Origin of the sequence: Bordetella sp. BOR01, from assembly GCF_019218885.1 — a bacterium.
GTDB lineage: Bacteria > Pseudomonadota > Gammaproteobacteria > Burkholderiales > Burkholderiaceae_B > Bordetella_A.
The window spans coordinates 407,454-427,187 of record NZ_JAHUWT010000004.1 but is presented as its reverse complement, the minus strand read 5'-3'; the positions used below and the strand labels follow the sequence as shown (position 1 = coordinate 427,187).

22 protein-coding genes and 2 pseudogenes are annotated in these 19,734 nt (G+C 65.5%); 15 read left to right on the top strand and 9 right to left on the bottom strand.

Annotated elements, in window-relative coordinates; translation table 11 throughout:
- Nucleotides 1-35: 35 nt before the first annotated feature.
- Nucleotides 36-1,517: a HAMP domain-containing sensor histidine kinase gene (locus KW845_RS23820; protein ID WP_218371838.1), complete on the bottom strand. Its 1,482-nt coding sequence runs from the start codon at nucleotides 1,515-1,517 to the stop codon at nucleotides 36-38.
- Nucleotides 1,514-2,230: a response regulator transcription factor gene (locus KW845_RS23815; RefSeq protein WP_218371837.1), complete on the bottom strand. Its 717-nt coding sequence runs from the start codon at nucleotides 2,228-2,230 to the stop codon at nucleotides 1,514-1,516. Before KW845_RS23815 ends, KW845_RS23820 begins: the two co-directional genes overlap by 4 nt.
- A gap of 122 nt (nucleotides 2,231-2,352) precedes the next feature.
- Here KW845_RS23815 and KW845_RS23810 point away from each other — a divergent pair, with 122 nt between their 5' ends.
- The 3 genes and pseudogenes from KW845_RS23810 to KW845_RS23800 form a co-directional block, all read left to right on the top strand.
- Entirely contained in the window at nucleotides 2,353-2,985 is a 633-nt protein-coding gene (locus KW845_RS23810; RefSeq protein ID WP_218371836.1) for a cytochrome b/b6 domain-containing protein, read from the top strand.
- Nucleotides 2,986-2,997: 12 nt separating this feature from the next.
- A complete protein-coding gene (locus KW845_RS23805) occupies nucleotides 2,998-3,789 on the top strand; it encodes a molybdopterin-dependent oxidoreductase (protein WP_218371835.1) in 792 nt (263 codons plus the stop codon).
- Nucleotides 3,789-4,136: pseudogene (locus tag KW845_RS23800) on the top strand (pentapeptide MXKDX repeat protein); the annotation flags it as partial. The gene KW845_RS23805 and the pseudogene KW845_RS23800, both read left to right, overlap by 1 nt.
- Here the strand turns inward: KW845_RS23800 and KW845_RS29750 are convergent.
- Nucleotides 4,095-4,181: pseudogene (locus tag KW845_RS29750) on the bottom strand (hypothetical protein); the annotation flags it as partial. The pseudogenes KW845_RS23800 and KW845_RS29750 overlap by 42 nt on opposite strands.
- Nucleotides 4,182-4,208: 27 nt before the next feature.
- Here KW845_RS29750 and msrB point away from each other — a divergent pair.
- Complete coding sequence (gene msrB, locus KW845_RS23795) at nucleotides 4,209-4,712, top strand: peptide-methionine (R)-S-oxide reductase MsrB (RefSeq protein ID WP_218371833.1); 504 nt, start codon at nucleotides 4,209-4,211, stop codon at nucleotides 4,710-4,712.
- A gap of 23 nt (nucleotides 4,713-4,735) precedes the next feature.
- Nucleotides 4,736-5,482: a peptide-methionine (S)-S-oxide reductase MsrA gene (msrA, locus tag KW845_RS23790; RefSeq protein WP_218371832.1), complete on the top strand. Its 747-nt coding sequence runs from the start codon at nucleotides 4,736-4,738 to the stop codon at nucleotides 5,480-5,482.
- Nucleotides 5,483-5,550: 68 nt separating this feature from the next.
- On the opposite strand, the gene KW845_RS23785 is transcribed toward msrA, so the two are convergent.
- Nucleotides 5,551-5,790: a pentapeptide MXKDX repeat protein gene (locus KW845_RS23785; protein ID WP_218371831.1), complete on the bottom strand. Its 240-nt coding sequence runs from the start codon at nucleotides 5,788-5,790 to the stop codon at nucleotides 5,551-5,553.
- A gap of 369 nt (nucleotides 5,791-6,159) precedes the next feature.
- Between KW845_RS23785 and KW845_RS23780 the strand changes: the two genes are divergently transcribed.
- From KW845_RS23780 to KW845_RS23750, 7 genes are all read left to right on the top strand, one after another.
- On the top strand, nucleotides 6,160-6,789 hold the full coding sequence (locus tag KW845_RS23780) for an NTP transferase domain-containing protein (RefSeq protein WP_370628282.1): 630 nt from the start codon (nucleotides 6,160-6,162) through the stop codon (nucleotides 6,787-6,789).
- Nucleotides 6,786-7,805 (top strand): XdhC family protein, encoded by a 1,020-nt coding sequence (locus KW845_RS23775; protein ID WP_218371830.1) that lies wholly within the window; start codon nucleotides 6,786-6,788, stop codon nucleotides 7,803-7,805. The genes KW845_RS23780 and KW845_RS23775 overlap by 4 nt, the downstream gene beginning before the upstream one ends.
- 59 nt (nucleotides 7,806-7,864) lie before the next feature.
- Nucleotides 7,865-10,702: a xanthine dehydrogenase family protein molybdopterin-binding subunit gene (locus tag KW845_RS23770; RefSeq protein WP_218371829.1), complete on the top strand. Its 2,838-nt coding sequence runs from the start codon at nucleotides 7,865-7,867 to the stop codon at nucleotides 10,700-10,702.
- Nucleotides 10,699-11,247 carry a (2Fe-2S)-binding protein gene (locus KW845_RS23765; protein ID WP_218371828.1) on the top strand — a complete coding sequence of 183 codons (549 nt, stop codon included), beginning with the start codon at nucleotides 10,699-10,701 and terminating at the stop codon, nucleotides 11,245-11,247. Before KW845_RS23770 ends, KW845_RS23765 begins: the two co-directional genes overlap by 4 nt.
- 2 nt (nucleotides 11,248-11,249) lie before the next feature.
- Nucleotides 11,250-12,494: a cytochrome c gene (locus KW845_RS23760; protein WP_218371827.1), complete on the top strand. Its 1,245-nt coding sequence runs from the start codon at nucleotides 11,250-11,252 to the stop codon at nucleotides 12,492-12,494.
- A gap of 97 nt (nucleotides 12,495-12,591) precedes the next feature.
- Nucleotides 12,592-13,017 (top strand): universal stress protein, encoded by a 426-nt coding sequence (locus KW845_RS23755; protein WP_218371826.1) that lies wholly within the window; start codon nucleotides 12,592-12,594, stop codon nucleotides 13,015-13,017.
- A gap of 59 nt (nucleotides 13,018-13,076) precedes the next feature.
- Nucleotides 13,077-13,997, top strand: a complete 921-nt coding sequence (locus tag KW845_RS23750; protein ID WP_218372155.1) for an aldo/keto reductase — start codon at nucleotides 13,077-13,079, stop codon at nucleotides 13,995-13,997.
- Nucleotides 13,998-14,026: 29 nt separating this feature from the next.
- On the opposite strand, the gene KW845_RS23745 is transcribed toward KW845_RS23750, so the two are convergent.
- Nucleotides 14,027-14,338 (bottom strand): protealysin inhibitor emfourin, encoded by a 312-nt coding sequence (locus tag KW845_RS23745; protein ID WP_218371825.1) that lies wholly within the window; start codon nucleotides 14,336-14,338, stop codon nucleotides 14,027-14,029.
- A complete protein-coding gene (locus KW845_RS23740) occupies nucleotides 14,335-15,393 on the bottom strand; it encodes a M4 family metallopeptidase (protein ID WP_218371824.1) in 1,059 nt (352 codons plus the stop codon). The genes KW845_RS23745 and KW845_RS23740 overlap by 4 nt, the downstream gene beginning before the upstream one ends.
- A gap of 221 nt (nucleotides 15,394-15,614) precedes the next feature.
- Here KW845_RS23740 and KW845_RS23735 point away from each other — a divergent pair, with 221 nt between their 5' ends.
- Nucleotides 15,615-16,019 carry a DoxX family protein gene (locus KW845_RS23735; protein WP_218371823.1) on the top strand — a complete coding sequence of 135 codons (405 nt, stop codon included), beginning with the start codon at nucleotides 15,615-15,617 and terminating at the stop codon, nucleotides 16,017-16,019.
- Between the two features lie 134 nt (nucleotides 16,020-16,153).
- A complete protein-coding gene (locus KW845_RS23730) occupies nucleotides 16,154-16,708 on the top strand; it encodes a peroxiredoxin (protein WP_218371822.1) in 555 nt (184 codons plus the stop codon).
- Nucleotides 16,709-16,741: 33 nt separating this feature from the next.
- Here the strand turns inward: KW845_RS23730 and arsC are convergent, their stop codons facing one another.
- From arsC to KW845_RS23715, 3 genes are all read right to left on the bottom strand, one after another.
- Complete coding sequence (gene arsC / locus KW845_RS23725; protein WP_218371821.1) at nucleotides 16,742-17,104, bottom strand: arsenate reductase (glutaredoxin); 363 nt, start codon at nucleotides 17,102-17,104, stop codon at nucleotides 16,742-16,744.
- Nucleotides 17,105-17,188: 84 nt separating this feature from the next.
- Nucleotides 17,189-18,637, bottom strand: a complete 1,449-nt coding sequence (locus tag KW845_RS23720; protein WP_218371820.1) for a CoA transferase — start codon at nucleotides 18,635-18,637, stop codon at nucleotides 17,189-17,191.
- A gap of 103 nt (nucleotides 18,638-18,740) precedes the next feature.
- Entirely contained in the window at nucleotides 18,741-19,067 is a 327-nt protein-coding gene (locus KW845_RS23715; RefSeq protein ID WP_218372154.1) for a tetratricopeptide repeat protein, read from the bottom strand.
- Between the two features lie 162 nt (nucleotides 19,068-19,229).
- Between KW845_RS23715 and KW845_RS23710 the strand changes: the two genes are divergently transcribed.
- On the top strand, nucleotides 19,230-19,721 hold the full coding sequence (locus KW845_RS23710) for a glutathione peroxidase (RefSeq protein WP_218371819.1): 492 nt from the start codon (nucleotides 19,230-19,232) through the stop codon (nucleotides 19,719-19,721).
- The last annotated feature ends 13 nt before the right edge of the window (nucleotides 19,722-19,734 follow it).

The window sequence follows — 19,734 nt, the reverse complement described above, 5'->3', positions numbered from 1 at the left end:
CGGCGCACTTCGGCTATGCCTTGCGCCTTGCGCAGTCATGCACCCGTGGGAGCTCGCCCCGCCGGCAACAGAAACCGAAATACCGCGCCCTGCCCCGGCTCGTCGAGCAGGCGGATCTCGCTGCGGTGCAACTGCAGGATGCGCTGCACGATCACCAGCCCCAATCCGCCGCCATCGCGCCGATGCGGTCCCAGGGCCGAGGCACGGGTGAACAGTCCTTCGCGCAGTTCGGCAGGGATACCCGGGCCTGTATCGCTGACGCGCACCTCGACCGCCGAACCCGCGCTGCCCAGCCGCACCTGGATGCCGGTGCCCGGCGGACTGTGGCGGATGGCGTTGTCCAGCAGGTTGGTCAGCACCCTTTCGATCATGCCCAGGTCGGCACGCACCGGGGGCAGCTCACGCGGAAAATCGGTGCTTAGCCGCTGGCGGCGGGCTTCGGCTGCCAGTTCGAACTTCTGGATGACGTCCTGCACCAGTTCGGTCAAGGCAAAGGTGTCGAGTTCCGGCTGCACCAGCCCGGATTCGAGCCTGGCCAGTTCAAACAATTCCTGTGCCAGCCGGCCCACCTTGCGGCTTTGCCCCAGGGCAATATCCAGGTAGCGGCGCCGCTCGTCGGGTTGCAGCGATTCGTCTTTGACACGCAGGGTTTCCAGGTAACCGTGCAAGGATGTCAGCGGCGTGCGCAGGTCGTGCGAGATATTGGCGACCAGATCGCGCCGCTGCTGGTCCTGGCGCGTCAATTCGCGCCACTGCTCGGCAATTCGTTGCCCCATCTGTGCGAAGGCGCGGCGCAGCACTGCGATCTCGTCGCCGCGCCCGCCGGCGTCGCTGTCCCGGTGCAGCGATGCCGCAGCAACGCCATCGCTGTCGAAGTCACGCACCGCCTGGGTCAGCGCACGCAGTGGCCGTGTGATCAGCGCGAACGCCACCAGGCCGGCCGCCAGGCCCAGCAGTGCCACCAGTGCAATCGACCAAAGCGTGGTGCGCAAGACCGCGCTGGCAGATACGCTCGAGGCCAGGGCGTCGTGCGCTTCGCCCTGCAACACCACATAGACGTAACCGCGATCCTGGCCATCGATGCGGACCGGTGCGGCACTGAATACCTTGCGCGTACCGGTATTGCGCGGATCGACGCCCAGGATGGGCAAGGCATCGCCCGCCAGGAACCGGTGCACCGGTTCCATATCTACCTGGGTCAGCTTGACGTGGCCGGCAGGCGCCGCATCGGCCTCGATGCGGCCGTCGTTGCTCAGCAGGTAGACTTCAACAGCGGGGTTCACCGCCATCAGCTGGTCGAACAGCGTGCGCACCGATTCCGGCTTCCAGCCTTCTGCGTCCATCAATGGGCGGCTGCCCGCGATGTGTGCGGCCAGGCCGCTGGACAACTGCTGCACGACTTCCTGCTGATAGCGTTCATTGGCCGCCATGTGCAGCCAGGCGGAAGCCCCGCAGCAGGCCAGCAGCAACAGCGCGAATACGGCCGACAGGCGTTGGGTCAGGGTCAGGCGCTTCATGAAGGCTCTCCGGGGCCCGGCGCGGCAAGCTTGTAGCCGCGGCCCCATACAGTCAGGATGCGGCTGGGCTCGGACGGATCGCTCTCGATCTTGGTGCGCAGCCGGTTGATGTGGGTATTCACGGTGTGCTCATAACCTTCGTGCTGGTAGCCCCAGACCTGGTTCAGCAGGTCCATGCGCGAAAACACCTTGCCGGGATGGCGGGCAAAGAAGTACAGCAAGTCAAATTCGCGCGGCGTCAGTTCCAGCAGCCGGCCATCCACCGTTGCGTCGCGTGCCACCGGATCGATCGACAGGCCCGGCAGTTCCAGCCGGCCGGCGTCCAGGCGCGCATTGCGTTCCAGGGCGTCGGCGCGGCGCAGCAGCGCCTTGATGCGTGCCACCAGTTCCAGCATCGAGAACGGCTTGGCCAGGTAGTCGTCGGCCCCCAGCTCAAGGCCCAGGATGCGGTGCACCTCGCTGGAACGCGCGCTGGTGATAATGATAGGTGTGTAGCGCGCCATGGCGCGGGCGCGCTTGCAGATCTCCAGCCCATCGATGCCCGGCAGCATCAAGTCCAGCACCAGCGCATCCCAGCGCTCGTTTTCCAGTTGGCGCATACCCGCCTCGCCGTCGGCCGCATGTGTGACCGCATAGCCCTCGTCGCGCAGGTGCAGCCGCAGCAGGTCTGCGATATGGACATCGTCTTCGACGATCAGAATGCGTTTGGACATGGCAAGGTAACGGAAATGCAGGTGGGTACCCACTATTGTCGCCAATTGCGACGCGCCAGTTATCACATTTAATTTAAGTTTGCGTGAGGACTTCGCCATGCGGCGCGGGCAAGAATGCCCCCATGGCTACTCCATTGCATCCCTACCCGCAGGCCGGCGCGGCCGGCAATACCCAGGCAATACACCCGGCCTGGCTGCGCGTTACCCACTGGCTGAACGCCCTGGCCGTGCTGGTAATGATGACCAGCGGCTGGCGTATTTATAACGCGTCGCCCCTGTTCGATTTTTTCTTTCCGCCCGGCGTGACGCTGGGGGGCTGGCTAGGCGGCGCCCTGCAGTGGCATTTTGCCGGGATGTGGCTGCTGGCCGGCAACGGACTGCTGTACCTGGGCATGAACGTGGCCAGCGGCCGGTTGAAGCACCGCTTCTTTCCCTTGTCGCTGCACGGGGTTGCCGCCGACCTGGCCGCCGCCCTGCGCGGCCGCCTGTCGCACGCCGACCCGCGTCATTACAACGCCGTGCAGCGCCTGGCCTACCTGTTCGTCATGATGGCCATCGCCGTACTGGTGCTGTCCGGCCTGGTGCTGTGGAAGTCTGTGCAATTCGAGACCCTGCGCGTGCTGATGGGCGGCTACGAGGGGGCGCGCTACGTGCACTTCATCGCCATGGCGCTGCTGGCGGCTTTCGTGGTCGTGCATATGCTGATGGTGGCCTTGGTGCCCCGTACGCTGCTGGCCATGATTCGAGGCAAATAAGGAACCATCAGGATGGCCACGCGCAAACCCCCCGCTATTCCCGGCCTGGACGGCCCCGCCATCGTGCAGGAAGCGCGCAAGCTGCTTGCCCCGCGTATCGAGCAGCCCGCCCGCCGCGCATTCCTGCAACGCACCTTGACGCTGGGCGGGCTGGCCATGCTATCGGGCTGCAGTCTCAGCGACAACGACAGTGTCGAACAGGCCCTGGCCGCCGTATCGCGCTTGAACGACCGGGTGCAGGGATGGATTTTCGATCCCGGCCAACTGGCTCCCACCTACCCCGAATCGATGATCACGCGGCCATTTCCGTTCAATGCCTATTACGGCATTGAGGACGTGCCGCAGGTGGATGAGGCCGGCTTTCGGCTGGAACTTGCCGGACGAGTGGCCGACAAGCGCCCATGGCGCCTGGCGCAGCTTCGGACGATGGCGCAGGTGGACCAGGTTACGCGCCACATCTGCGTAGAAGGCTGGAGCGCCATCGGCAAATGGGGCGGCGTGCGGTTCTCGGACTTCCTGCGGCAGGTTGGCGCCGACCTGCAGGCCAAGTATGTGGGCTTCAAGTGCTCCGATGATTACTACACCAGTATCGACATGCCTACCGCGCTGCACCCCCAAACCCTGCTGGCCCTGACCTACGACGGCCAGCCGCTGCCGCCCGAATACGGTTTTCCCATGAAGCTGCGCATGCCGACCAAGCTTGGCTACAAGAATCCCAAGCATATCCAGGCCATCTACGTCACCGACACATTTCCCGGTGGCTATTGGGAAGACCAGGGATACAACTGGTTCGGTGGCAGTTGATGCCTTTTCACCCCGCGGCCATGCCGCAACAATCTGGAGATTTCATCATGAAGAAACACGCGATCTATGCTGTCTCGATGTGCCTGGCGCTGGCCGCAGGCGGTGCCTATGCGGCCGACGCAATGAGCAAGGACGGAATGAGCAAGGATGGTATGTCCAAGAGCTCGATGTCCAAGGATGGCATGAGCAAAGACAACATGGCCAGGCACCAGGGCATGGCCAAGGACGGCATGAAGAAGGACGGGATGGCCAAGGACGGGATGTCCCACGGCGGCATGTCGAAGGACGGCATGTCGAAGGACGGCATGTCGAAAGACGGCATGTCGAAGGACGGCATGTCGAAGGACGGTATGAAGAAATAAGTCCCCGGCCGCGCGGCCCGCCGTATGCAGGCCATGCTGGCCATTATGGAGCGGATCATGAAATCGACTCGCAGGCTGTTCCTGGCCGCGGGCGGCGGCGCTGCCCTGGCTGGATTATTCGGAGCCCTGGCCGGCCCTCGCGGGCAGGCGCGCGCGGCGCAGCAGGCCTTTGCCGTCACACACAGCGATGCCGAATGGCGCGCGCTGCTGACGCCGGCGCAGTATGGCGTGCTGCGCCAAGCCGGCACCGAGCGGCCCTATTCCAGCCCGCTGGACGATGAGCATCGCGATGGCACCTATGCCTGCGCGGGCTGCGGGCAGGTGTTGTTCTCGTCGGCAGCCAAGTTCGATAGCGGCACCGGCTGGCCCAGTTTCTGGCAACCGCTGCCGCATGCCATCGGCACCACGCGCGATCGCAGCTTTGGCATGGTGCGCACCGCCGTGCATTGCGGCCGCTGCGGCGGGCACCTGGGCCATGTCTTCGACGATGGCCCCAAGCCCACCGGATTGCGCTATTGCATGAATGGCCTGGCCCTGGCATTCGCGGCCGCGGCTACTTAATAGACGACCCAAGGAGCTCCCGTATGAAATCCCCACGTGCCGGGCAAGCCGTGCCGCTTGATTCTCCTTCCCGCCGCACTGCCTGCCTGAAGCTGGCGGCAGCGGGCCTGGTGGCGGCTACCGCCTGGTTTGCCTTGCAGGCGCCTGGCCGGGCAGCCGAGACTGCCTTCGAAATCCCGCCGCCCGTGGCCGACCTGCCCGCTGGCGACGCCCGGACCGCCACCGCCGTGCTGGCCGGTGGCTGTTTCTGGGGTGTGCAGGCGGTATTCCAGCATGTCGACGGCGTCACACAGGCCCTGTCGGGTTACGCGGGCGGCAGCGCCGCCACGGCGAGTTACGACACGGTCAGCGGCGGGCACACCGGACACGCCGAAGCCGTGCAGGTTACCTACGACCCCAACCGCGTCACCTATGGGCAATTACTGCAGATCTTTTTTTCGGTCGTGCACGACCCCACCCAGCGCAACCGGCAGGGGCCGGATGTGGGCACCCAGTACCGGTCGGCCATTTTCCCGACCGACCCCGCCCAGCGGCGGGTGGCCGAGGCCTACATCGCCCAGCTCGACCGATCGGGCGCGTATCCGCGTCCGCTGGCAACCACCGTCGAAACTCTGCAGGGTTTCTATTCGGCCGAGGACTATCACCAGGACTACCTGATACGGCACCCGGACAGCCTGTACATCGTGATCAACGATCAGCCCAAAGTCGAGAACCTGGCCAGGGTATTTGCCGACCGCTACCGTACAAAGCCGGTGCTGGTGGGCGGCTGACACGTCGGCGGCGCCGGCCATTTTCAGGCCGGCGCCGCCGGGGTCATGCTGTCACAGGCGACTTTTTTTCAAGCCTTCTTCATGTCGGCCTTGGACATGCCGTCGCGGGACAGGCCAGCCTTCTTCATGTCGGCCTTGGACATGCCGTCGTGGGACAGGCCAGCTTTCTTCATGTAGCCTTTGAACGTGCTGTCATGGGAAATGGCAGCCTTCTTCATGTCGTTCTTGGGCATGCCATTGCCGGCATAGGCGCCGCCGGCCGCCAGGGCCAGGCACATCGAAACTGCATAGATTGCGCTTTTCTTCATGGTGAAACCTCTCCTGTTTGTCGCGGCACAGCCGCGGGCCTGAATTTGCCGCCGCCCCGATTGGCGGTCGGCATGACACAAGTTACATATTCCTCAACCGCCCCGCCTGACCGAGAGATCACGATTTCGGGTGGTTGGAAGCATCTTAGGAATCGCTCGTTTATGTGCTGTTTAACGAAGTCGTAAAAGCCGAGTCATTCCCTGCAATCGATTCAACGCTTGTTAAACGCTCCTGGCACTAGGCCGGCAGGCGGCCTATCGAGTCGATATCAACCCGGAAGAACAGGGCCCGCAGCGGTACAAACCGGCTTGACGTTGCCCGGCACCCGGGCATAACCTCGGACCCAGATCCAGGTTACGGAAGGGATAGTGTCCTCGACTTCGTCAGTGCATCATTGCGTGGGCGTTTTGCTGGCGGCGGGCGAAGGCCTGCGCTACCGCGCCGTGCGCGAATCGGCGCACAAGCTGCTGGCCCGCCTGCCTGACGGCCGTGCCGTGGCGCAGGCCAGCGCCGGCACGCTGGTGGCTGTCCTGCCCGACACCATCGCCGTGGTGGCCGATCGGCCGCCCGAGCTTCCCGCCCTGCTCGCCCGACTGGGCTGCGCCCTCTTGCAAGCACCGCCGGCACCGCGTGGCATGGGCGTGTCGCTGGCCGCGGCTGCCCGGCATCTTTTGACGCGCCCCGCCCCCGCCGGCCAGCTGCCCGGCTGCGTGGTCGCGCTGGCTGACATGCCCTGGCTGCGGCCCGATACGCTGCGCCTGTTGCTGCAACAGGCGGCCAGCGACCGCATCGTCGTACCGGTACGCCAGGGCCGGCGCGGCCACCCTGTGGTGTTCGGCGGGAACTACCTGCCCGATCTGGCCGAGCTTGACGGGGACACCGGCGCACGCGGCCTGCTGCAACGCCATGGCGCCCTGGAAGTCGAGTGCGACGACGCCGGTATATTGCACGACATCGATACCCCCCAAGACCTGCTCACAGGAAACACTTCCGGATGAATCCTCTAGACATGGACGTCTTGCGCCAGGCGCGCGACTGGGTAGCCCAGGGCCACGCCGTACATCTGGCCACCGTGGCACAGACCTGGGGTTCGGCTCCCCGCCAGGCAGGCGCGCTGATGGCGCTACGCGGCGATGGCCGCATGATCGGCTCGGTGTCAGGCGGTTGCGTCGAAGACGACCTGATCGCGCGGGCCCAGGCGGGCCAGCTACCGGCCCACCCAGAACGTGTGACCTACGGCGTGACCGGCGACGAGGCCGCTCGCTTCGGCCTGCCCTGTGGCGGCACGCTGCGCCTGGTGGTCGAACCGTTGGCTGACGCGCAATGGCTCGACCCCGTACTTGCCGGCATCGACGAACAACGACTGGTGGCGCGCACGCTGGACCTGCAAACCGGTAGCTGTACGCTGGCACCCGCGGAGCCATCCGACGGCCCCGATTTTGACGGCCGGATCCTGCGTGCGGTGTATGGCCCGCAGTGGCGGCTGCTGATCATCGGCGCCAACCAGACCGCGCACGCGCTGTGCGGCATTGCCACCATGCTTGATTTTCGCGTGCTGGTCTGCGACCCGCGCGAAGAGCTGTACGCCGGCTGGAATGCCCCGCACTGCACCCTGTTGACCAGCATGCCCGACGACGCTGTGCTCGAAATCGGCGTAGATGAACGTACGGCCATCGTTGCCCTGACCCACGACCCCAAGCTCGACGACATGGCCTTGCTGGAAGCCCTCAAATCGCCGGCGTTCTATGTGGGTGCGCTGGGTTCGCGCCCCAACCAGGCCAAGCGGCGCGAACGCCTGCGCCAATTCGACCTGGACGATGCCCAGATCGCACGCCTGCATGGCCCGGTAGGCCTGCGCATCGCCAGCCGCACGCCGGCCGAGATCGCCGTGGCGGTAGCCGGCGAACTGGTGTGGGTACGCAATTCGCTGGGCACCGCGCAGGCCTCGTCGTACCTCGATGTAGGCAGCCTGCCTGGCGGAGCACCGCACCTCAAGGCCGATCCGGCTTCCTAGCCGCGCCCGCCCGGCGCATTATCGCGCCGGCTCTGGATGCCACCACCAGGAGTGCCGTAATGCCCCTTGCCAGCCCGTCTCGCCGCTCGTTCCTGAAAACCGCAGTGATTGGCGGCGTGACGATCTATGTTGCCCCGCTGGGCAGCAAGGCTTATGCGGCCCTGTTCGAGCAGCAATTGCTGACACCGGTGCAATGGAACGCCGCCGATGGCCGCGCCCGCTTTCGCATCGACGGCATTGCCAAGGTAACGGGCTCGAAGATCTTCGCCCGCGACATCCGCGCGCGCGACCTGCCCAATTGGCCGCGCCAGCAATCGCATGCCCTGATCCTGCGCACCACCCTGGCCGACCGGACCTACGCCGGCCTGGATCTGTCGGTACTGGAGCCCGACCTGAAACCCGACCGGATGGTGACCGCCCAAGACCTGGCGCGCGACCAACTGGCCTTTCCGGCGTTCTATGGCGACGACATGCTGTTGCCGCCAGGCAAGACGCCTGCCTATCTGGGCCATGCCGTGGCCATCCTGATCTACCACGACTTCGTGCGTTTCCGGTATGCCAAAGACAAGCTCAAGTTCCGCGACGATGTAGTGCGCTATGGCGAGCACACCGGCCCGCTGCAGCGCGATCCATGGGGCACGTTCCGCTACGTGCGCATTGGCGGGGCCACGGGATACGACGACGATGTCTATTCCAGCCTGAAGGACGCGCCCATTTTTCCCAGCACCATGCGCAAGCACCTGCCGGTGTGGCCTGACGGCGTCGACCATGGCAAGCTGGGCGAACAGGGCATGTACTACGCCGGGCAGATCGCTGCCGAACTCGACCAGCCGCCAGCCGACTGGCTGGTCATGCAGCGCGACTACCAGACCCAATCGGTGGACACCGCCGCGCTGGAACCCGACAACGCCAATTGCTGGTACGACGCAGCCGCCCAGGCCCTGCATATGGTGGTGCCCACGCAATCGCCGCAGGAAGTGGCCGAGAGTACCGTCGAAATGACCGCGAAGGGGCGCTACCCGGTACGCAAGGTGTTCCTGCACCCCTGCTATACGGTGGGCTACGGCTCGAAAGACCACTGCAACATGCCCTTCTATGGGGTCGTCTGCGCCTTGTATGGCGAGGGGCGGCCGGTGCGCATCGCCAACGATCGCTACGAACAGTTCCAGACCTCGCTCAAGCGCCATGCCTTCGCCATGCACTATCGCATCGGTGTCGATCGCAAGACAGGCCTGATGCAGGCTTTCCAGGGGCATTTCGAGGCCAACGGCGGCGGCCGCGCCAACTTCTCGCCGTCGGTCGCCATGGTGGGCGCCACCGCGGCGCAATCGATCTACTATTTTCCCAAGAACGATTTGACGGCGGTGGCCCTTGCCAGCCGCGCCATCGATGCCGGCTCGGCGCGCGGCTATGGCACCCTGCAGAGCATGGCCGCCACCGAGATGATGGTCGACGAAATGGCGGCACTGCTGCAACTCGATCCCATCGAGTTCCGCTTGCGCAACGTGCTGCAGTCGGGCATGAAAAACACGCAAGGCGCCATACCCGCCGGCGCTGTGCGGGCCGACGAAATCCTGCGGAAGGCGGCCGGGCATCCCTTGTGGACCAGCCGGGCCGTGCAGAAAAAGAACTACGAGGCCAAGCATCCAGGCCAGCGCTACGGCGTGGGTTTCGCCTGCGTGCAGAAAGACTTCGGTACCGGGGCCGAGTCGTCGTTCGCGCGTGTCGAGATCGATCCGCAGGGCCGCATCAGCCTGTTCCATAGCGGCACCGAGATCGGTACCGGCATGAGCACTTCGCAAGCGCTGATATGTGTCCAATGGCTGGGCATGCCCGCCACGCAGGTGCTCACCTCGGTCACCGACTGGCCCGAACTGCCGATGCAGGCCAGCGGCGATCCCTACTTGATAAGCCAGCACGAACAAGACTCCCTGTCGCGCGACCCGCACTGGACCCCCGCCTTTGCGTCGCCGTCCAGTGCCACCAATTCGGCCTTCTATTTCGGCCACACGACGCGAGAAGCGGCCCGTGTGGTCTTTCTGCATGGCCTGTGGCCCGCCGCCCTGGATTTCTGGCAGCACGGCCTGGGCGGCGGCCAGGCCGCGCCGCTGGTCGTGCGGCCCGAAGATGCACGCTGGGTGGAAGGCGCGCTTACCTGTGCGGGCATGCAGCCCTTGCCGCTGGCCCGCTTGGCACAGCGCGCGCACGAAATGGGCCTGGTAACGGGCGCGGTGGTGCATGGTTTCAACCGCTGGCAGTGGACCGAGGCCGACTTTCCGGTAAACGGCCAAGTACAGCGCCTGCCTTTGGACGGCCTGGCGCTGCGCCATGGCGCCGGGGCCGGCCAGCCCGCCCCCGCCCAGGATGCGGGCGAACCAGGTGCCAGCGGCTACCGCATGATCGAGCGCACGCAGGTGTTCATCCCGCCCGTGCAGCGCAACAACGCGGCCGTCACCTACTACACCGCTGTGGGATCGCTGGTTGAATTGGCTGTGCATGAGGCCACGGGCAAGGTCGAACTGCTTACGCACCATTCGTTGATGGAATGCGGCAACATGATCTCGCCCGAACTGGTATCCAGCCAGCTGCAAGGCGGGCTGGCCATGGGCATCGGGCACGCCCTGCACGAATACCTGCCCTTGTATGAAGACGGCCCCGGCGATGGCACCTGGAATTTCAACCGCTATCACTTGCCGCTGGCCAGCGACGTGGCTTTGTGGACGCAGACGGCCGACATATTGCCCCCGCTGTCCGAGACCGACCCACCCAAGGGGGTGGCCGAAGTCGTGATGATTCCCATCGTTGGCGCCATCGTCAATGGCCTGGCCCATGCCATCGACCACAGGTTTACCGCCTTGCCCGTCACCCCCGGGCACATACTGGAGGCCCTGGCATGAGCATCCCCACCGAACCCCTCAGCCTGACCATCAACGGCCAGGCCGTTGGCCCCCTGCAAGTGCCGGCCAACCTGATGATGATCGACTTCCTGCACGAGTACGTGGCGCTGACCGGATCGCGGCTGGGCTGCGGCCAGGGCATCTGCCATGCCTGCGTCGTCATCCTGGACAAGCCCGACGGCACCAGCGAAGAAATCCGCACCTGTATTACAGGCGCCCTGTTCTTCCAGGGCAAGCACGTGCGCACCGTAGAGGCGCATGGCCGGCGCAATGTGCAGGGCGAAGTCGTGGCCCTGTCGCCCATCCAGCAGAAATTCCTGGATCACTACAGTTTCCAGTGCGGCTACTGTACGCCGGGCTTCGTCAACGCTGCCACGGTCTTGGTCGAACGGCTGCAACGCCACCCCATCGAGCGGGCGCAGGTCGAGCAGGCTGTCACCCAGGCGCTGGACCACCACATCTGCCGCTGCACCGGCTATGTCCGCTATCACCAGGCCGTAAAAGACGTGGTGCTGAACACGCCCGGCCTGACGACCGGAGTCTGACCATGGCACATTTGCTTCCGATGCGCGCCATGTTGGCGGCCGCCGGCCTGGCTGCGCTGGCCGCCTGTGGCCGGCAGGACGACCCGCTCCCGCCCCCCTCCCCGCCAATCGCCGCTGGCCAGGATCAATTGCTGCGTGGCCGCTACCTGGTGCAGGCGGCCGATTGCGCGGCCTGCCATACGGCCGACGATGGCGCGCCCTTCGCGGGCGGCGTGCCACTGGCTTCGCCGTTCGGCAAGTTCTACGGCACCAACATCACGCCCGACGCCGAAAATGGCATCGGCAACTGGAGCGCCGACGATTTCTACGCTGCGCTACACGATGGCGTGGCGCCGGACCGGCAGTTGTATCCGGCCATGCCCTACACCTCGTACCGTCAACTGACCCGCGCCGACAGCGACGCCATGTTTGCGTACCTGCGCACCGTCAAGCCCGCGGCCGTGCCCAACCGCGAACCCGAGCTCGATTTTCCCTATAACCTGCGCTTCGGCGTGCGGTTCTGGGACTGGCTGTTCCTGGAAGACAGCCTGCCCGATGCCTCGCAAGGCAGTTCGCAGGCCTGGCTGCGCGGCCGCTACCTGGCCGGTGCGCTGGGTCATTGCGCCGAATGCCACACGCCGCGCGGGAAGCTGGGCCAGCTCGATCCCGACCAGCCTTTGCAGGGTGGCGCCCTGGGCCGCATCAAGGCGCCCGATATCTCGCCCGCCGGCCTTGCCTCGCGGGGCTGGACGGCCGATGACCTGAACATCCTGTTCGCCACCGGCATCGCCCCGCAAGGCGCGGTGTTCGATGAAATGTTCCCGGTGGTGCACCTGAGCACACAGCACCTGGCCAAGCAAGATATCGCAGCCCTGACCACCTACCTGCTGGGCGATACGCCGCCCGCACCCAAGGCGGTACAACCGGCGCAGGTCGAACCGCGGCTGCGCGACAGCGGCAAGGGCCTGTATACCGCGCTGTGTGCCGGCTGCCATGGTTTCGAGGGCGAAGGCAAGCCCGGGGTGGCAGTTGCCATGCAAGGCAATGCCACCTTGCGCGACCCCGATGCGCACAACCTGGTCGCGGTGATGCTCGACGGCATCAAGGCGCAGGATTTTCCAGGCACCGCCGCCATGCAGGCAATGCCCGGCTTTGCCGGTACACTGACAAATGCGCAGTTGGCTGACTTGTCCAATTATCTGCGTGCCCGTTGGGGCGGACAGGCTGCCGACGTCACCCCCGAGTCGGTCCAGGCGCTACGGCAATGATTGCCCGCCGCGCTTGACGTCGGTCAATAGACCCTCAGCCTGATCCGCTATCCTGAAACAGAGGTTCCTACCCGTCCCCTACTTCACGGAGCAGCCTATGTTCAAGATCCTAGTTCCCATCGACGGTTCCGAATGCGCAACGCGCGCGCTGCAGGCGGCCATCGCCATGGCCGGGCAGCAGAGCGAAGCCGAACTGCACTTGTTGAACGTGCCCTTGCCCATCCTGTCCGGCCACGCCCGCATGTTCCTGGACAAACAGGAAATCCAGGATTACTACAACGAAGAAGGCACCAAGGCGCTGGCCGATGCACGAAAAATTGCCGAGCAAAGCGGCGTGCCGTTTGTTACGGCCGTGCAGCCCGGCCAATCGGCGCAAACCATCGCCGCCTATGCCCGTGCGCAGCAATGCGCCCATATCGTCATGGGTACGCGCGGCTTGAGCGCCCTGCCAGGCATCCTGCTGGGTTCGGTCGCCAACAAAGTCATCGCGCTGGCGGAAGTGCCTGTCACGTTGGTGAAATAGCCTGGCCGCGGCCTCCGGAGCCCGACATGCCCACTGCTTCCCCTTTTGCGCCATCAGGCATGACCCGTGCCCGATTCCTGCGACTGGCGGCCGGCGCCGCCGGCGGCGCGGCCTTGGCCAGGCTGGGCCCTGCCACGGCCTCGGCAGCCGCTTCGCCCTTGCCCTCCCGCTCCATTCCCGTATCCGGCGAGCCCCTGCCCATCGTCGGTTGTGGCACGTACCGCGGCTTCGACGTGGATGTAGGCAGCACCGAATACCAGGAACTGGCCGACGTGCTGTCGACCCTGTTCGCCGCCGGCGGGTCCGTGCTCGACAGTTCGCCCATGTACGGCCGCGCAGAAGCGGTCACCGGCCAATTGCTGGCGGCCTCGAACAGCCATGCGCGTGCCTTCCTGGCGGCCAAGGTCTGGACCCAGGGCCGCAGCGCCGGCATTACCCAGATGGAAGACTCGTTCAAGCTGTTGCGCACCCCGCGCATCGACTTGATGCAAATCCATAACCTGCTGGACTGGCGCACTCACCTGCCCGTGCTGCGCGATTGGCAGGCCCAGGGGCGCCTGCGCTATGTGGGCATCACCCATTACACTGCCAGCGCCTACGACGACGTCGAGGCCGTGCTGCGCGCGGAACGGCTGGACTTCCTGCAGATCAATTATTCCGCCGATGACCGTGCTGCCGAACAACGCCTGCTGCCGCTGGCAGCCGAGCGCGGGGTAGCCGTGCTGGTGAACCGTCCGTTCGGCGGTGGTGGCTTGCTGCGCCGCATGCAAGGCCGCCCGTTGCCGGCTTGGGCCGCCGAGATCGGGGCGGCCAGTTGGCCGCAATTACTGCTGAAGTTCGTGCTGAGCCACGCGGCGGTCACGTGCGCGATTCCCGGCACGGGCCGGGCCGCGCACATGCGCGACAACCTGGCCGCTGCAATCGGGCCCTTGCCCGATCGTGCTTTCTGGACCCCTCATTTGCCGGAAATGGTGGCGTAAGCCTTACCGGGCCATCAGTCGGGCACGGTTCACAAGCCCTTCCAGAGGCGCAGCAACGGTTCGGGCGCCCGTGTCTCGGGAACCTGGAACCGCACGGTGGCGGTGTCATCCACAAACCAGATCTCGATGCGGAAGTAGCGCTGGTCGCCGCCCGGCTCGGCCTCGCCCGTCGCCAGCGGCGCGGCCTGCTGCAGTGCCTGGCATACGTCGCGCCGCACGTCTTCGGGACAGGCGCGCAGGTCGATATCGCGTGGCGCGGCCCGCCCTGGCACATAGGCAATGCCGCCCTGGCGCGATACCCGCACCAGCGTGGCATCTGACAAGGAAGGCAGTTCGATCATGGCAGTACGCCGACCTGGCGCCATGCCTCGTGCACCGCCTGGTGAGTGGGCGAGTCGGCGCTGGCGGCCTCGACCGTCAATGTGGCGAACGCCACGAAATCGGCCTGGGCACCCAGCCGCTTGTCGCGCAGGGTGTCATACCAGACACGTCCGGCCCGTTCCCAGGCCGGCCCGCCCAATGCGGTGGCGGCCAGATAGAACGCCCGATTGGGAATGCCCGAGTTGATGTGCACGCCGCCGTTGTCGTCGGCGGTGTCGACGTAATCTTGCATGTGGCCGGGCTGCGGATCTTTGCCCAGGGCGGGATCGTCATAGGCAGAGCCCGGCTGGGCCATCGAGCGCAGCGCCCGGGCATTGACGGCCGCGGTGAACAGGCCGGCACCGATCAGCCAGTCGGCCTGTTCGGCGCTTTGGCCGGCACGATGCTGCTTGACCAGCGAACCGAACACGTCCGACAGCGATTCATTCAGCGCACCCGATTGCCCCTGATAGCGCAGGCCGGCTTCATGGTCGACGACGCCGTGGCACAGCTCATGTCCCACCACATCGACTGCCAGGGTGAAGCGGTTGAAGACTTCGCCATCGCCATCGCCAAACACCATTTGCGTGCCATTCCAGAAGGCGTTGTCGTAGTCGTCGCCATAATGCACGGTACCGATCAGCGGCAGGCCTGCATTGTCGATGGAATGGCGGCGATACACCTGCCAGAACAGCTCGTAAGTGGCCCCCAGGTGCTCGTAGGCTTCGTCGACCGCCGCATCGCCACTGGGCGGCTGGCCTTCGGCCCGCACCAATTGGCCGGGCAAGTTGGTTCCGTTGGCCGCGTTGAACACGGCGCGGCTGACATGGCCCGGCGACAATATTGTTGCGGCTGGCAAGCGGGCACTGGCTGCGGCTGTGCCTTGGATGGCGCGCAGGCTGCGCTCTTGCTGTTCGATGCGCAAGGTGGCCAGGGCGCGCTGGCGTACGCGCGGGCTGGCATGCTGCGCCAGGCGATCCAGCATATACGGAGGTATCACGCCAGAACACCAGGGGTCGGACATGACGCGAGACATGAACGGGCCTCCTTTGGTCGAGGTCGGAACGACACGACTTCACCTTAGCAGAAAAGTGTTGCACCGGTCTCGCGGGGCTGGCGTATTGCCGCCCGCTGGGGTATACCCTTGCCATTGGCGAAAGATTTGCAATAATGAGTGCGCTCACGGCGCGGGAACCATGCCGGTCCGGCGGGCTCTGATTACGGGCTTTTCCTCCTGAACAAACAAAGAGAATCACCATGATCAAATCTGATGACACCGGCAAGCTGATCCTGCGCCTGAGCGTGGGCATTCTGGTACTGATGCACGGGCTGATGAAGCTATCGAGCGGCGTGGGCGGCATATCCGGCATGCTGTCCGCAAACGGCCTGCCCGGCTTTCTGGCGTATGGCGCCTACGTGGGTGAAGTCATCGGGCCGCTGCTCGTCATCCTGGGTATCTATAGCCGCCTGGGTGCCCTGTTTATCGTGATAAACATGGTGGCGGCCATTCTGTTGGCGCACACGGGACAACTGTCCGGCCTCACCCAACAAGGTGGTTGGGCCCTGGAGCTACAGGGCATGTTCCTGTTCAGTGCGCTGGCCGTGGCGTTCATGGGCGCAGGCCGTTTTGCCCTGGGCGGATCTGGCGGTCGCTGGAACTAAGGCCGGCACCCGCCTACGGCAAGCACGACGGGGCCGCGCGAGCGGCCCCGTTTGCATTGGTGCTAGCATGAAGCGGCACATTGTCCGGCGAGCATGGCCCCGGCGCTCGCCTTGACGACTCCTGGAGACCCACCATGAAGCATCATCTTGCCTGGTTGGCATTGACCGCCGCGCTGTCCGCCCCACTGGCCACGCGCGCCGAGCTGCCCACCGGAGCCCCCGCCCCCGATTTCTCGGCCCCCGCCTCGCTGGGCGGGCAAGTGTTCACCTTCAAGCTGGCGCAGGCGCTGGCACAAGGGCCGGTCGTTCTGTATTTCTATCCGGCTGCCTTCACGCAGGGCTGCACCATCGAAGCCCGCAACTTTGCCGAGGCCACCGACGACTACAAGGCGCTGGGTGCCACCGTCATCGGCGTCTCGGCCGACGATATCGATACCTTGAAGAAATTCTCGGTGAGCGAATGCCGCAGCAAATTCGCCGTGGCGGCCGACGGCGACCAATCGATCATGAAAGCGTACGATGCGCAGCACGACCGTCGGCCGGACTATGCCAAGCGGGTGTCGTACGTGATTTCGCCGGATGGCAAGATCCTGTATGCCTACACCGACATGAACCCGGACCACCACGTTGCCAATACCTTGCAGGCCCTGCGCGACTGGCGGGCCAAGCAGCCGCAGGCCAGCAAGTAGCCGCTGCGGCCCGGCGGCCCGGCGGCGCGGATGTCAGCGAGTGGCGCCAGGCAGGATTTCCAGCACCAGTTCGGCCGGACGGCACAGGCGGGCGCCCTGCTCCGTGACCACGAACGGACGGTTGATCAGGATGGGATTCTCGATCATGGCATCGAGCAGTTCATCGTCGGACACGTTGGCGGCGTCCAGGCCCAGCTCTTGGTACAACGATTCCTTGCTGCGCACGGCTTCTCGTACGCTGAGGCCGGATTGCTGGATCAGGCCCGCCAGCGTCTGGCGCGAAGGCGGCGATTTCAGGTATTCGATGACCGTGGGCTCGATCCCCGCGTCGCGGATCATCTGCAGCACATTGCGTGACGTGCTGCAGCGCGGATTGTGATAAATGGTGGCGGACATACGTGCTCCTTTCCCAAACCGACAGTCTACCCAAACCCGGCCGGCCGCGGCAGGCGGCAAACCCCTAAGGCCTGTCTGCAGGCCCTAGCTGAATGGCCACACCGTGGGGTGCGAACCCGGCGGCATCGAAGGCCGCACCCAGCGCGCCGGCGTCAACGAGAATTGTGCCGCATGCCGCACCGCGGCCAACTGCCCAAAGCCCGACGGCCCGGTTTCCAGAAAGCCCGCGATCGGCGGCATGGGACACTGCAGGCCGTTGGCCACGCGGCCCAACGATCGCAGCCAGCGCGCCGTCTGGGCCAGCGATACGCGCACATGCCATGAGCCACCTTCGGTCGCCTGGCGCGCCAGGGCCACCTGCGCCCCGTACGCCATCAGGTGGCCGGACGTGTGGTCGAGTATCTGCACGGGCAGCGGCTTGGGCGCGGGTGCGCCTGCCGCTTGCGCTTCGGCATGGTTGAAGCCCGTGGCGGTTTGCACCAGTGAATCGAAGCCGCGCCGCTGCGCCCAGGGCCCGCTGTCGCCGTAAGCGGATAGCGATACGTAGACAATGCCCGGCCGTAGTTGCGCCGCTTCCAGCGGTCCGAAGCCCAGCGCTTGCATCGCGCCAGGCCGGTATCCCTGCACGAAGACATGGGCGCTGCGCAGCAGATTGGCCAGGGCGATGCGCCCATCGGCGGTTTCCAGGTCGGCGTGCACCGACAACTTTCCACGGCTGGTTTCAGCGATCGTTTCGATGTTGGGCAAGTGCGGCGAATTGATCAGCATCACGTCGGCACCGTAAGCCGCGAGCGCGCGGCCGCATACGGGGCCGGCAATGATGCGCGTCAGGTCGAGCACCCGGATGTCTTTCAGCGGCCGGGCGTCGTGCGTATAGCGCGGCAAGGGCCTGGGGTCGGCCTCACCGATGCGCTCGACAGTCATGACCGGCTGGCCGGCCAGCGCCAGGCATTGGGGGTGCCGGTCCCATTCTTCGAAACTACGCATGGCGGCCACCACTAATCCCGCGTCGGCGGCCTCTTGCTCGACGTCGAGCGCGCGCCGTTGCGACAAGGCCTGCTCGACCGCCTGCCGTGTCGTGGACGGGCCCGTGGGACAGCCCAGCAAGGCGAGCGCGCCATCGCGATGGTGAGCAAAGTTGGCATGGATGCGTACCCAGCCGCCATCGCCGCACCGGTACACGCCGGTGAGCTTGTCATGCACTTCGGGCGCCACGCCATCGAGCGTGAAATAGCTGCGGCATTCCTGGGCCGCGTGCAGCATATCGACCGCCACGCGTTGCCGGGGCGCGCCCCGCAGAGTCCATAATTCAGCCGCCGCGAGCGCCGCCGCCGCCATGCTGGCCTGGGCCGCCGTGCCCACCGCGAACGAAGAAGGCAGCACCGGTTCGCCGCCCGACAGGTCGACGTAATCCATGGCTTCGTCGGGCATATCCAACGCGCGCCACAAGCCCTGCAGCGCATCGCGCGCGGTCTTGCTGGTGCGGGATTGCCCGTTGGGCGGTAGCGGGCGGGAGTCCATCAAATTTTCCATTCGTCGGTGTGTCGCGATGCGCCCTGATTACAGAGCGGCCAGCCGGGCGCGTCAATATGCCTGCATCCCGTGCGGACGCGCGGGACACATATATTCATAGGTTTTACATATGTTGGGCGCGATCCAGGCGCTTGAGGAACACCTGCAATTCCTTGACCACCTGCTGGTCGCCGCGCGCCTGCGCGGCATCGACCCCGGCTTGCCAGGACGCCCGGGCGCCGGCCAGGTCGCCCTGCCCTTGCTGTGCCTTGCCCAACCATTTCCAGGCCACCGAGTAGCCCGGGTCGAAGGCCAGCGCGGCGCGCAGATGGGGAATGGCTGTGCCGTAGGCCTCGCGCTCGGCATATGCCTTGCCCAGCGAAAAGCGCAGAAGCAGGTTGTCTTGCCCTTGGGCCAGCATTGCTTCCAGTCGTTCGATCAGGCCGTCCATAGTGTGCTCCGGGTGCGTGCGCATGGATGCATCATAGGTCAAGACACCGTAACCAAACGCATAGCCAGGGTTGCACCAAGGGAAATCGCCATCGCGCGGCGCTACACTGAAGGCATGGGTTGCCATGGGTAGTGCGGCGGCCCGCTACATGAGGGTTTCGCCATGAGCACAATCTACGATTTTTCCGCCCTGGACATGAATGGCGACGAGCAGGCGCTGGACGCATACCGCGGACAGGTGCTGCTGGTGGTGAACGTGGCATCGCAATGCGGGTTCACGCCGCAGTATGCCGGCCTGGAAGCGCTATACCGCGACTATCGTGCGGCCGGGCTGACAGTGCTGGGCTTTCCCTGCAATCAGTTCGGGCACCAAGAGCCCGGCGACGAGGCTGCCATCCGCGAGTTCTGCACGACCCAGTACGGCGTGACGTTTCCTGTGTATGCCAAGATCGAGGTCAATGGCCCTGGCGCGCACCCGCTGTACCGCTGGCTGAAGGGCGAAAAGCCCGGTGTGCTGGGTACCGAGGCGATCAAATGGAACTTCACCAAGTTCCTGGTGGGCCGCGATGGGCAAGTCATCAAGCGCTACGCGCCCACCGACAAGCCTACGGCCCTGAAAGACGACGTCCTGGCCGCCTGCGAAACGGCAAGCTGATGCCGCACGGGGG

Coding starts and splice junctions, on each gene's coding strand:
- KW845_RS23740 (WP_218371824.1), bottom strand. CDS start 15,393: ATGTCTCGCGTCATGTCCGACCCCTGGTGTTCTGGCGTGATACCTCCG.
- msrA (WP_218371832.1), top strand. CDS start 4,736: ATGAAATCCCCACGTGCCGGGCAAGCCGTGCCGCTTGATTCTCCTTCC.
- KW845_RS23785 (WP_218371831.1), bottom strand. CDS start 5,790: ATGAAGAAAAGCGCAATCTATGCAGTTTCGATGTGCCTGGCCCTGGCG.
- KW845_RS23710 (WP_218371819.1), top strand. CDS start 19,230: ATGAGCACAATCTACGATTTTTCCGCCCTGGACATGAATGGCGACGAG.
- KW845_RS23720 (WP_218371820.1), bottom strand. CDS start 18,637: ATGGAAAATTTGATGGACTCCCGCCCGCTACCGCCCAACGGGCAATCC.
- KW845_RS23745 (WP_218371825.1), bottom strand. CDS start 14,338: ATGATCGAACTGCCTTCCTTGTCAGATGCCACGCTGGTGCGGGTATCG.
- KW845_RS23820 (WP_218371838.1), bottom strand. CDS start 1,517: ATGAAGCGCCTGACCCTGACCCAACGCCTGTCGGCCGTATTCGCGCTG.
- KW845_RS23765 (WP_218371828.1), top strand. CDS start 10,699: ATGAGCATCCCCACCGAACCCCTCAGCCTGACCATCAACGGCCAGGCC.
- KW845_RS23735 (WP_218371823.1), top strand. CDS start 15,615: ATGATCAAATCTGATGACACCGGCAAGCTGATCCTGCGCCTGAGCGTG.
- KW845_RS23810 (WP_218371836.1), top strand. CDS start 2,353: ATGGCTACTCCATTGCATCCCTACCCGCAGGCCGGCGCGGCCGGCAAT.
- arsC (WP_218371821.1), bottom strand. CDS start 17,104: ATGTCCGCCACCATTTATCACAATCCGCGCTGCAGCACGTCACGCAAT.
- KW845_RS23715 (WP_218372154.1), bottom strand. CDS start 19,067: ATGGACGGCCTGATCGAACGACTGGAAGCAATGCTGGCCCAAGGGCAA.
- KW845_RS23805 (WP_218371835.1), top strand. CDS start 2,998: ATGGCCACGCGCAAACCCCCCGCTATTCCCGGCCTGGACGGCCCCGCC.
- KW845_RS23755 (WP_218371826.1), top strand. CDS start 12,592: ATGTTCAAGATCCTAGTTCCCATCGACGGTTCCGAATGCGCAACGCGC.
- KW845_RS23760 (WP_218371827.1), top strand. CDS start 11,250: ATGGCACATTTGCTTCCGATGCGCGCCATGTTGGCGGCCGCCGGCCTG.
- msrB (WP_218371833.1), top strand. CDS start 4,209: ATGAAATCGACTCGCAGGCTGTTCCTGGCCGCGGGCGGCGGCGCTGCC.
- KW845_RS23770 (WP_218371829.1), top strand. CDS start 7,865: ATGCCCCTTGCCAGCCCGTCTCGCCGCTCGTTCCTGAAAACCGCAGTG.
- KW845_RS23730 (WP_218371822.1), top strand. CDS start 16,154: ATGAAGCATCATCTTGCCTGGTTGGCATTGACCGCCGCGCTGTCCGCC.
- KW845_RS23815 (WP_218371837.1), bottom strand. CDS start 2,230: ATGTCCAAACGCATTCTGATCGTCGAAGACGATGTCCATATCGCAGAC.
- KW845_RS23775 (WP_218371830.1), top strand. CDS start 6,786: ATGAATCCTCTAGACATGGACGTCTTGCGCCAGGCGCGCGACTGGGTA.
- KW845_RS23750 (WP_218372155.1), top strand. CDS start 13,077: ATGACCCGTGCCCGATTCCTGCGACTGGCGGCCGGCGCCGCCGGCGGC.